Origin of the sequence: Acinetobacter lactucae, from assembly GCF_013122135.1 — a bacterium.
Taxonomy (GTDB): domain Bacteria; phylum Pseudomonadota; class Gammaproteobacteria; order Pseudomonadales; family Moraxellaceae; genus Acinetobacter; species Acinetobacter lactucae.
On sequence record NZ_CP053391.1, the window covers coordinates 2791986 to 2804354 of the forward strand.

The window sequence follows — 12369 nt, forward strand, 5'->3', positions numbered from 1 at the left end:
TTTGATTCTTTAATGGCAATGTAAGGACGCAACCCATGCAAAATGTACAGTTACTTATTCACGGTCAATCTGTTGATGCATCAAATCAGGCAACTTTTGAGCGTATTAGCCCTATTGATGGATCAGTGGCAACAAAGGCTGCTGCTGCCACATTGGAAGATGTTGATCGTGCAATCGATTCGGCACAACAAGCTTTTAAAGTATGGTCGAAACTCTCGCCTACCGAACGTCGCTTACGTTTGTTAAAAGCAGCCGATTTAATGGACCAAAAGACCGAGCAATTCATTGAAACTGGAATGCAAGAAACAGGTTCAACTGCGACATGGTATGGGTTTAACGTTCACCTTGCTGCTAACATGTTACGTGAAGCCGCATCGATGACCACACAAATTGATGGAAGCCTCATTCCGTCAGATGTGCCAGGCAATCTTGCAATGGGTGTGCGAGTTCCTTGTGGTGTCATTGTAGGGATTGCACCTTGGAATGCTCCTGTCATTTTGGCAACACGTGCGCTTGCCATGCCTTTGGCTTGTGGTAACACGGTTGTGTTAAAAGCATCTGAAGCTTGTCCAGCAACACATCGTCTCATTGGTGAAGTGTTACATGAAGCAGGTCTAGGTGAAGGTGTGGTCAATGTGATTACGCATGCCGCTGAAGATGCGCCACAAATTGTTGAACGTTTAGTGTCGCATCCAGCCGTGAAACGCATTAATTTTACGGGTTCAACCAAAGTCGGAAAAATTATTGCCGAGACTGCTGCTAAATATTTAAAACCTGTTTTACTCGAACTTGGTGGCAAAGCTCCTGTTGTGGTTTTAAATGAAGCTGATATTAATGAAGCCGTAAATGCAGTCGCTTTTGGAGCATTCTTTAATCAGGGACAAATTTGTATGTCGACCGAACGAGTTTTGGTTCAAGACAATATTGCCGACCAGTTCATTGAAAAACTGATTGAGAAAACCCGCTCTATTCAGGCAGGTAATCCAACTTCAAAAGACAGTGTACTCGGTGTTTTAGAAAGTCGCCGCGCTGCAAACCGTATTCAGCATTTGCTGGAAGATGCTCAAAACAAAGGTGCTGACTTACCTTTAGGCATTCATATTGAAGACACCACCATACAACCAACACTGGTGCTTAATATTAAACCTGACATGCTGCTTTACCGCGAAGAATCATTTGGACCTGTATGCACAGTTCAACGTTTTTCAAGCATTGAAGAAGGCGTAGCACTGGCAAATGACAGCGAGTTCGGCCTTTCTTCAGCAGTGTTTAGCCAAAATATTTCGCAGGCATTAGAAGTCGCTAAACAAATTGATTCGGGTATTTGTCATATTAACGGTGCAACCGTACATGACGAAGCTCAAATGCCATTTGGCGGAACAAAATCGAGTGGTTACGGACGTTTTGGTAGTAAAGTCTCTGTTGCCGAATTTACCGAACTACGCTGGATTACCATTCAAACCCAATCACGTCATTACCCGATTTAGTCAGGCTAATGCGGACAACAACATATTAAATAAAAATTGCATGATGCAAAAAATAAAGCGCAGTGATGCGCTTTCCATGGAGTGAAAGAAATGCAAATGAATGCCACTCAATCACAAGACCGCGAACGGTTCGTAAAATTAGGGCAACATGATATTCATTATCACCATAAAGATGACACGCTCTATATCAGCCCAAAAGAGCAATTAAAACCGTATCCACAAAAACTGACAGATCGGTTAATTCATTTTGCACAAACCAAACCAGACCATATTTTTGCAGCAAAACGCATTGCTCAAGGCGAATGGGTCAAACTGAGTTATGCAGAAGTTCTACAACGTGCATGGCACATTGCTCAAGCTTTGCATGATCGTAATTTAAGCCAAGAAAGACCACTCGTCATTTTAAGTGGTAATGATCTCGAACATTTAACACTGTCTATGGGTGCTATGTTGGCAGGTGTGCCTTTCTCGGCTATTTCCCCCGCCTATTCTCTGATTTCTCAAGACTTTGGCAAACTCAAACATGTGTTTGAAGTACTTACACCTGGTATGGTCTATGCCAGCGACGGTCAGGCTTTCGCCAAAGCCATTCAAGCATGTATTACACCTGACATTGAAGTGGTAACGAATAAAGGGATTGTGGGTGATCAGATCTGCACGTCTTTTCAATCACTGTTAGATACGCCAGTTTCAAATGTTCAAGAGTTTTACCAAACCCTTGATGAAAACCAAATTGCCAAATTCTTATTTACCTCGGGTTCAACCAAATTACCTAAAGCTGTACCGACCACACACTTAATGTTGTGTGTTAATCAGCAAATGCTTTTGCAGACTTTCCCTGAGTTTGAAGAAACGCCGCCTGTCCTACTCGACTGGCTGTCTTGGCACCACACATTTGGCGGCAGTCACAATGTCGGTATCGCACTCTATAACGGCGGTACGATTTACATTGATGATGGCAAACCCGTTGCAGGAAAATTTGACGAAACCATTCGTAATCTCAAAGAAATTTCTCCAACCGTTTATTTAAATGTGCCAAAAGGTTGGGAAGAACTCACTGAAGCTTTAGAAAAAGATGAAGAATTAAGAGACCGCTTTTTTGCCAAAGTTAAAATTTTATTCTTTGCAGGTGCAGCACTTTCAGAAGCGGGCTGGAACCGACTCGATAAAATTGCTCAGCAACATTGTGGAGAAAAAATTCGCATCATGAGCGGGTTGGGCATGACTGAAACTGCACCCTCTTGTGCTTTTACCACTGGCCCACGCGTGATGGCTGGTTTTATTGGTTACCCTGCTCCGGGATGTGAAATTAAGTTAGTTCCATGTGGCGACAAACTTGAGTTTTGTGTTCGTGGTAAACATGTCATGAAAGGCTATTGGCGCTTAAAGGCGGACCAGCAAAGTACAGTTTTTGATGATGAAGGCTTTTTCCATACTGGCGATGCTGTTCGTTTGGTCGATGTCAATGATCCGACTAAAGGCCTCATGTACGACGGACGAATTGCCGAAGACTTTAAACTCAATACAGGCACTTTCGTCAATGTGGGCACGCTTCGCAATAAAGTACTGATTCAAGGTAATTTACTGGTTCAAGATGTTTGTATTACCGGTTCAAACCTGAATGCTGTCGGTTTTCTGATTTTTCCAAAACTAGACGCTTGTGCTCAATATGCAGGCCTTAAGCTGGGCGAACATTCTCCAGCAGAGATATTACAGCATCCTAAAGTTCAGCAGTGGTTTCGCCAATTTTTAACGAATTTTAATAAAGATACGACTGGTAGCTCCAATACAGTCTCTATGCTTTATTTAATGACAGAACCACCTCAACTCGATGCAGGCGAAGTGACTGATAAAGGTAACCTCAATCAAAGCAATATTACCAAGCGTCGTGCCGCTTTAATTGATGAGCTTTATCAAAAGCAGACTGATAATCCGCTCATTATCCGAGTGCCCACCTTAAAGCAATAAACAATTGAAATAAAAAAGGAAGCTCAAACTTCGGTTTGGGCCTTAGCCTCACTTTTGCCTAAAAAAGGTTCAACATGCCACACGATACAGAATTTGAACTATTTCGAGACAGTTACCGCAGGTTCTTAAAAGAACAGGTCGCTCCGTATTACGAGCAGTGGGAACACGATGGCCTAATCCCACGTGATCTATGGCTTCGTCTTGGGGAAAATGGCTTTTTGTGTGTTGATGTGCCCGAGGAATATGGCGGCTATGGCGCTCCTGTTCATTACTCGCTCATGCTGGTTCAAGAAACTGCTCAAGCGGGCTTTGCGTCTTTAGCTGTTGCCATTGGGGGACAAAATGAGTTGGTTTCTCCTTACCTGCAAAATATTGGAACCGAAGAGCAAAAACGTTATTGGTTACCCAAAATGGTGACAGGTGAAGTTGTCACTGCAATTGCCATGACCGAAGCCAATGCTGGTTCAGACTTACAAGCCATACGCACTCAAGCTATTTTAGAAAATGACCACTATCGTGTGAATGGTTCAAAAACGTTTATCTCAAATGGTTTGCATGCCGACCTGATCGTTTTGGTGGCTAAAACCGACCCTCAAGCTAAAGCAAAAGGTATTTCAATTTTTCTAGTCGATGCTGCGTTAGATGGCGTTAAAAAAGGACGTTCCTTACAAAAAATCGGGCTACATGCTCAAGATACAGCCGAACTATTTTTTGATGATGTTTGTGTGCCTGCAACTCAGCGTTTGGGTGAAGAAGGACAAGGCTTTGCCTATTTAATGCAAGAGTTACCTCGCGAACGTTTAAGTATCTCCATGATGGCTTTGGGGTCCATTTTGGGGGCTATTGAAATCACTAAAAACTATGTACTAGAGCGCAAAGCTTTTGGGCAGCCCTTAAGCCAAATGCAAAATACGCGGTTTGTGCTCGCAAATGCCCAAATCAAAGCAAAAGCCGCACAAGCCTTTGTAGACCAATGTGCAGCTCTGTATCAACAACACCAGTTAAGCGTAACTCAAGTTGCCGCACTGAAATGCTTTATTACCGATGTCCAATGTGAAGTGATTGATCAATTACTTCAGCTTTTTGGTGGCTACGGTTACATGCAGGAATACCCGATTTCACGCTTTTTTGTGGATGCACGGGTACAAAAAATTTATGGGGGAACCAATGAAATTATGAAAGAAATCGTGGCCCGAGAACTGCTCGGAAAATAATTCGATTTAAAAACCGAATAAGGCACACAACAACCATGCCTTGTTGAAAACAAAAAATGTTATTTCAGGAAGAAATGCTATGTCGAAATTATGGATGTACTCTACCCTTATGCTCTCTGGTTCAGTGTGGGCTGGCAATTTTATTGACAACAGTTCAGTAGAACTCACCACACGAAATTTCTATTTTGACCGCGACTACCAAGAGCAATCTGCTTACCCTGCTGCCAAGGACTGGACACAAGGTTTTATTCTTAAAACCAATTCAGGTTATACCGAAGGGACTGTCGGTTTTGGGCTGGATGTGCTTGCAACGGCAGGTTTTAAACTCGATGCCGACGCAGAACATGGAGGTACAGGAAACTTACCTAGAGACACGCGTACCAATGAACCCGCTGACTCTTATGGCGAAATTGGGGTCACAGCAAAAGCGAAAATGAGCCAAACCGAGCTACGCATTGGTACGCTCATGCCAATGAACCCTGTTTTGGTGGCGTCACCTGCTCGTTTGCTTCCTCAAACCTATAGAGGCATTTCACTGACCAGTAAAGATATTAAAGATTTTGATTTACAGGCAGCCTATCTCGATAAAGTGAATCATCGTGATTCGACCAACTATGAAAAAATTAAAATTTCAGGGGTAAATGGACGTTTTAAAAGTGCCGAAACTGATGGGCTTTATTATTTAGGTGGAAACTACCAGTTTAATCCTGCACTCAAGCTCACCGCTTTTTACATGGATGTTGATGATCTTTATAACCAAACCATGGTCGGTGCATTACACCAACACAAAATTAATGACACCACCAACTTTAGCTCACAATTACGCTACTACCGCAGCCGAGATGACGGACAAGAAAAAGCAGGCTTAGTCGATAATGACCTCTATCATGCGCATTTCGAACTTAAACATCAAAACCATAAATTTATTTTTGGAACCTTCCAACATCACGGTGACACCGCTTTTCCATATTTAACTGGCGGTGAAACTGGGCTTCTCATTGATACATGGCCGGGCGAGTTTTTAAACCCAAAAGAAAAGGCCTATAGCTTCCGCTATGAATACGACTTTAAAGATTATATACCGGGTTTACGTTTTATGACTCGTTACACCACAGGTCACAATATTTATGCACCCAACTTAGGCGGAACCAATTTAAAAGAACGCGAAACAGACTTTGATTTAGGTTACACCGTTCAAAGTGGCTGGTTAAAAAATTTAGGGTTACGCGCACGCTACGCCATTTATGACAACAACATGCTCTCTACAGCCAACATCAAACCTGTAAACGAAACCCGTATCAACATCGACTACACATGGAAATTTAAATAATTCAAAACGAGAGGTTCTGTCACACATAGAACCTCTTTTTATTTCGGGAAATTCATCATGAAAAAAGTTGTAACGCTACTCTGCGGAATTTGTTTCATTGGCCTGACTCATGCCGAAACGCAATATAGCCCGCCACCTATTCAGCTTGAGCCTTTAGCAAAATTTAGTGTGGATTTGAATGCGCCTGTTTGGGAGTTAGGTAACACCAGTGACGCAGGTAAACGCCGAATTATTCCCATTACAGGTGGGACTTTTGAAGGCAAATCACTTAAGGGCCGCATTTTAAATAATGGCGCAGATTGGCAAATTGTCGACAGTAAAGGATTGGCCATTATTGATACACGATATTTGTTAGAAACCGATGATGGTGCACTTATTTATCTTCAAACCAAAGGTTACAGACATGGCTCGGCCGAAACGTTAAAACAGCTTGCCCAAGGCAAAGATGTTGATCCGAAAAATTACTATTTCAAAATTACCATGCAGTTTGAAACCAGCTCACCTAAATATTCATGGCTTAACCAAACAGTTGCAGTAGGTAGTGCAATGCGCTTGGGTAAAGCGGTTATTTATGATGCCTATACCCTGAAATAATAATTTTTATAACACTTACAAAAAGGATGGAGCCTTCATTATGGATCAAAAAGCTTTAGAACACTTACCACCTATCCATCACCATTTGGGTGGACACAATATTCATTGGAATAAAGAAAATACTGAGCTCACCATCCACTACACAGCGCTAGAAAGCTTTACCAATCCACGCGGCACAGTTGAAGGCGGCATGATCTGCGCCATGCTTGACGATGTGATGGGACTTTTTGCATTTCTTGCGAATGGCCGTAAACCTGCCACCACCATCAACTTAACCATGGACTTTTTAAGACCCTGTGCTGTGGGTGAAGTCATTACAAAATGCCGATTCATTAAACAAGGCAAAACCGTACTGAATCTCGAAAGTGAAGCTTGGCAAAACAACAAAATGATTGCACGAAGCACAGCTAATTTCTTGATTTTAGATTAATTGCGACCATTCATTCAATAAGGATATGAATAAATGAATTACACCAACAATAAACGAATTTTGACCCGCTCCGCTTTGGTGCTTGCCATGCTTGGTTCTTTGGCAGGCTGTGGAAGTGATAGTGATGACACAACAACTCCCTCAACAACCAAACCACCTCAGTTGTCGCCTGCTGTTGGCGTAAAAATGACAGGAAGCTGTTCAGACTTACTCGGATTTCAGTACAACAATACCGTTATTAGCTCAGCTACCCTTCAAGAAGCAGGTAGATTGACTGTAGCCAACAAACCGATTGGCGCTCATTGTTTGGTCAAAGGTTATATGGACCAACGTGTAAGCCCTGTTGATGGACAAACCTACCAAATTGGTTTTGAAATGCGCTTACCTGTTGATTGGAACGGCCGTTTTCTCTATCAAGGCAATGGTGGAACCGATGGTAATCTAGTCCCTGCAACGGGTCAAGTCGGCAGCGGTGGTCCACTCACCAATGCCCTACATGATGGTTTTGCTGTCATTTCTTCCGATGCCGGACATAATGCTTCACAAAATCCAATGTTCGGTTTAGACCCTCAAGCTAGAATTAACTACGGCTACGGTGCGATTACCAAACTCACGCCTATGGCAAAAAATCTAATTAAAGCCGCATATGGTAAATTGCCAGACCGCTCCTATGCAGGCGGTACATCGAACGGTGGGCGTCATGCCATGATTGCAGCAACTCGTTTGGGCGACCAATATGATGGAATTTTAGCAAGTACACCGGGTTTTCATTTACCTCGTGCAGCTGCGGCTCAACTCTATACAGCACAGCAGCTTCGTCGTGTCGCAACAGATGAAAATGACCTAAGTACCGCCCTTACTCTTTCAGAGCGTAAAGTTTTAGCAAAAGCGATTTTAGATCGATGCGATGCTCTAGACGGTATTGCAGATGGACTGGTTCAAGACGTCGAGGCTTGCCGTACAGCTTTTGATATTTACAAAGATGTACCCGTTTGCTCAAGCACAAGAGATGGCACTTGTTTAAGTAACGAACAAATTGATGTATTAGCCAACATTTACCGCGGCCCTGTAAATTCGGCTGGACAAGCCCTCTATGCAACCCAGCCTTTCGACCCCGGTTTGGTCGGCAGTAACTGGGCAGGCTGGAAATTTGAATCTTCGGTAGGAACAGCGCGTGACCCAGTTGCAGTCGGCATTCTTTTTCAGGTTCCGCCCGACCCAACTGTGACTCAAAACTCTAGACAATTTGCCTTTAATTTTAACTTCGATACTGACTATCCAAAACTATCGGCAACCAATGATATTTACACTGAAAGCTCCATGTCATTCATGATGCCCCCTGATGAATTGAATCTGGATAAACTCCGTAATCACGGCGGGAAAATGATTGTGGTACAAGGCACAGCAGACGGTGTTTTCTCTGTGGATGACACCCAAAATTGGTACGATCAGCTGCTACAACACTATAAAAATGATGCAAAAGGTACTGCGCCTGAATTTGCACGTTTCTTTAGAGTTCCGGGCATGAACCATACCCGTGATGGCATTGCGACCGATCAATTTGACGCATTAACTGCTTTAGTCAACTGGGTGGAATATGGCCAAGCACCTGACAAAATTATTGCGACTGCACGCGGCGCAGGTAACCCTAGTGGTCAGGTAAATACCGAGCTTCCTCAAGATTGGGCGCCTGATCGTACTCGCCCACTTTGCCCTTACCCACTGATTGCTCGTTACAATGGTCAAGGTGATAGTGAAAAAGCTGAAAACTTTAGCTGTAAATAACACCCTATAAAATTAAAAGAGAGCTAAACAAGCTCTCTTTTTTTATCTTAACCTTAGCTCAAGCTTTACTGCTTAAACTTTTTAATACTTTTGGACAAATGAGCTCGCATCATTTGTCGAGCCAACAAACCGTCCTGATCGACAATTGCGTTATAAATATTGACATGATCATGATGAACCGCTTTTAAATATTCTTCACGGTTTTCAGGGCTTTGCTCAATAGATTTTAAGCGTGCACGCGGAATAATTTTTTCACCCAGATACTTTAAAAAATCAACGAAATATTGGTTTTCAGAAGCTTCAGCAATGGCAATATGAAAATCATAATCAGCTTTTACTGTGCCATCATTTGCATCTGATGAAATATGACGTTCAAAATCTTCAAGTGCAGCTTTCATTTTATCGATATGAACTTGCTTACGGCGCTCAGAGGCTAAAAAAACAGCTTCAGACTCAAGGCTAATCCGAAGCTCCAGTAAAGAAACAATATCGTTAATGGTTTCTAAACTGGCATTAGACAGCAAAAAATTCTGTTCAATCGTCTGCTCTTTTACAAAAGTACCAATTCCGTGACGAGTCTCGACAAACCCTAAAGAACGCAACTCAGTGATTGCTTCACGAATAACGGAACGGCTTACCTCAAAAGTTTCAATTAATTCAAGTTCGGTCGGAATTTTCTCTCCGACTTGGAAGTCTCCAGACTGAATTTTTTCGATCAGTTGTTCTACAATAATCTGGCTTAGTTTTTTTGTTGATCTAGGTTTAATTGCGCTAGACATAATCTGAAGAACTCATGAAATGTTGAAAAAATTAGAAAATTCATTTTACTATAAACTTAGACGATAGTCATATTCGGTTTTTATACCTCTAAGTTATTAAAATCAAAATATTTTATCTCCCTTACCAAACCCTCACACATATTTAAAAAGTAAGCAACTTATGCTTCTGTTGATATTTAATAATGCATTGAATAAGTTAAAAAATATGCAGCTCAATAGCGTTGATTGAGCTGCACAATTTTTAAATTTGAGCCTGAGTTAATTGCCCATTGACCAGACGAGTAATCTGTAATGGATTACTATCTTTTAATGCATCGGGTAATAAAACTTGTGGTGTATTTTGGAAACATACCGGACGCAAGAAACGCTCAATTGCTCCCGTACCTACCGAAGTTCCGCGTGCATCACTGGTTGCAGGGAAAGGACCACCATGCACCATGGCATCAGACACTTCAACTCCTGTTGGGAAGCCATTAAACAATACACGACCAGCTTTACCGGTTAGCAAATGGAGAAGCTCGCCTGCTTCGGACAACTCATTTTCATCACCAATAATGGTTGCCGTGAGCTGTCCACCTAAAGCTTCAATCCCTTTTAATAAAGTCGCTTCATCCTCTACGCCAATCACAATCGACATTGGTCCGAAAACTTCATGTTGTAGTTTTGGATTGCCTGATAGTAAAACAGATTGGTCCGCTTTAAATAGATGTGCTTTTGCTTGAGAAACTAGCTCGGCCTCTTGACCTGTCGCAATAACTTCAAAACCAGCTTCGCTGTTTAGAGCATCAATACCTTGACGGTAGCTTTTTAAAGTTCCTTCATTCAGCATGACCTGAGGCACAGCTTTTTGCGTGCTTTCAGCTAAAGCTGCTACGAAACTGTCAAATTCAGGACCTTGTACGCCTAAAATTAACCCGGGTTTTGTACAGAACTGACCACATCCCATATTAAACGAGGCAACCGTATCCTGAGCGATTTGTTCACCACGAGAACTCAAAGCTTGAGATAAAACCACTACAGGGTTCACACTCGACATTTCAGCAAAGAATGGAATTGGCTGAGGACGGCTCTGCGCAAGGTTATAAAGCGCCATTCCACCTTCAAGAGAACCTGTAAAACCGGCTGCTTGAATGAGTGGATGTTCTACCAAGTTTGCGCCAATACGACTGCCAAAAATCATATTGAATGTGCCTTTAGGCATATCGCAAACTTCAATTGCTTTTTCAATGGCTTCTGCAACAAGTTCGGCAGTTGCCATATGGCCAGAGTGTGCTTTAAAAACAACCGGACAGCCTGCTGCTAAAGCAGCTACGGTATCACCGCCTGCAGTTGAAAATGCAAGTGGGAAATTACTCGCGCCAAACACAGCAATCGGTCCTACCCCAACTTTATATTGACGCAAATCAACACGTGGCAAAGGCTTACGTTCTGGCAATGCCACATCAATACGAGCACCATAAAAATCGCCACGACGTAAAAGTTCAGCAAACAGTCGTAGCTGACCAGTAACACGGCCTGTCTCTCCTTGAAGACGAGCAAGTGGCAAGCCTGTTTCAAGTGAAGCGACTTCTTGCAGGTTCGCACCTAATGCTTCAATTTGGCGAGCAATCTCTTCAAGAAAAGAAGCTCGTTGCTCTTGAGAAGTTTGGCTATAAACTAAAAAAGCGTTATGCGCAGCTTGAGCAGCTTGATCTACTTCTTCAAGAGTCGCCTGACTAAATACATAACCTGTTGGCTGATAGTCTTTTGCAGCTACACTTTCTAGGGCTGGCGCATTTGCAGCAACGCGTTGACCATTAATAAACTGCCGACCGTTATTTTTACTCATTTTAAAGCTCCAATACCTAAACAGTTAAAATTATTGCGGACCAAGTGTCGCAATGAGGGCAGCCAAATCTTCATAGTCTGCTTGAGTTAAATCACTTAATGGTGGACGTACTGGACCTGCGTCGTGCCCAACAATTTTGGCACCTGCTTTAATCATGCTTACTGCATAACCAGATTTACGGTCGCGAATTTTAATCAGTGGCAAGAAGAAATCTTTAATCAAACGATTGGTTGTTTCAAAGTCATCACTACGAAGCGCGTTATAAAACTCCATTGCAGTCTTTGGAATAAAGTTAAATACAGCTGATGAATAAACTGGGCAACCTAAGGCTTTATATGGCGCTGCAAAAACTTCTGCTGTTGGTAAACCACCTAAATACGACAAACGATCACCCATCGTCTGAGTCACTGCCGTCATCATATCGATTTGACCAGAGCTGTCTTTAAAACCGATTAAGTTCGGGCACATCTCGGCTAACTTTTGGATTGAATCGAGATTTAATCTTGAAACGCTACGGTTATAAAAAATTACGCCAAAGTCTACTGAGTTACATACTTGCTTAACGTGTTCGATCAAACCTTCTTGGCTTGCTTCAGTTAAGTAATGCGGCATTAACAAAATACCGTGTGCACCTAAGCGCTCTGCTTCTTTTGCTTGTTCAATCGCCTGACGTGTCGGACCACCTGCCCCAGCAATAATCGGTACACTACCTTTACAAGTATCGACCGCAGTTTTAATCACGTCAGAGTATTCACTTCCAGTTAACGAGAAAAACTCGCCTGTACCACCCGCAGCAAATAATGCGCTTGCACCATAAGGCGCTAACCATTCAAGACGTTTTGCATAAGAAGATTTGTTAAAGTCCCCATTTTGGTCAAAGTCAGTAACCGGAAAAGAAAGAAGGCCATCAGAAACAATGTTTTTTAACTCAAGAGCATCCATTAGAAAATATCC

10 protein-coding genes are annotated in these 12369 nt (G+C 42.5%); 7 read left to right on the forward strand and 3 right to left on the reverse strand.

The annotated features are described in order from the left end of the window. The first annotated feature begins 35 nt into the window (after window positions 1–35). The 7 genes from HLV59_RS13100 to HLV59_RS13130 all read left to right on the forward strand — a co-directional run bounded on the left by HLV59_RS13100 (window position 36) and on the right by HLV59_RS13130 (window position 8808). Window positions 36–1487 carry an aldehyde dehydrogenase gene (locus HLV59_RS13100; protein WP_171430139.1) on the forward strand — a complete coding sequence of 484 codons (1452 nt, stop codon included), beginning with the start codon at window positions 36–38 and terminating at the stop codon, window positions 1485–1487. A gap of 81 nt (window positions 1488–1568) precedes the next feature. Beyond that, the gene (locus HLV59_RS13105; protein WP_171430140.1) at window positions 1569–3455 is read left to right on the forward strand and encodes a feruloyl-CoA synthase; all 1887 of its coding nucleotides are present in this window, start codon (window positions 1569–1571) and stop codon (window positions 3453–3455) included. 74 nt (window positions 3456–3529) lie between these two features. Continuing rightward, window positions 3530–4669, forward strand: coding sequence for an acyl-CoA dehydrogenase family protein (locus HLV59_RS13110; RefSeq protein ID WP_171430141.1), 1140 nt, complete (start codon window positions 3530–3532; stop codon window positions 4667–4669). Window positions 4670–4748: 79 nt separating this feature from the next. Further along, complete coding sequence (locus tag HLV59_RS13115; protein ID WP_216606722.1) at window positions 4749–5999, forward strand: OprD family porin; 1251 nt, start codon at window positions 4749–4751, stop codon at window positions 5997–5999. Between the two features lie 57 nt (window positions 6000–6056). Continuing rightward, complete coding sequence (locus HLV59_RS13120) at window positions 6057–6593, forward strand: DUF3237 domain-containing protein (protein ID WP_061874776.1); 537 nt, start codon at window positions 6057–6059, stop codon at window positions 6591–6593. Window positions 6594–6633: 40 nt separating this feature from the next. Beyond that, window positions 6634–7023, forward strand: coding sequence for a PaaI family thioesterase (locus HLV59_RS13125; RefSeq protein WP_062849024.1), 390 nt, complete (start codon window positions 6634–6636; stop codon window positions 7021–7023). A 33-nt stretch (window positions 7024–7056) separates the two neighbouring features. Next, window positions 7057–8808: a tannase/feruloyl esterase family alpha/beta hydrolase gene (locus tag HLV59_RS13130; RefSeq protein WP_171430142.1), complete on the forward strand. Its 1752-nt coding sequence runs from the start codon at window positions 7057–7059 to the stop codon at window positions 8806–8808. 65 nt (window positions 8809–8873) lie between these two features. Here the strand turns inward: HLV59_RS13130 and HLV59_RS13135 are convergent, their stop codons facing one another. The 3 genes from HLV59_RS13135 to kdgD form a co-directional block, all read right to left on the reverse strand. Next, complete coding sequence (locus HLV59_RS13135) at window positions 8874–9587, reverse strand: FadR/GntR family transcriptional regulator (protein ID WP_171430143.1); 714 nt, start codon at window positions 9585–9587, stop codon at window positions 8874–8876. A gap of 241 nt (window positions 9588–9828) precedes the next feature. Beyond that, window positions 9829–11415, reverse strand: coding sequence for an aldehyde dehydrogenase (NADP(+)) (locus tag HLV59_RS13140; protein ID WP_171430144.1), 1587 nt, complete (start codon window positions 11413–11415; stop codon window positions 9829–9831). A 30-nt stretch (window positions 11416–11445) separates the two neighbouring features. Next, entirely contained in the window at window positions 11446–12357 is a 912-nt protein-coding gene (kdgD, locus tag HLV59_RS13145) for a 5-dehydro-4-deoxyglucarate dehydratase (protein WP_009387806.1), read from the reverse strand. Window positions 12358–12369 lie beyond the last annotated feature (12 nt).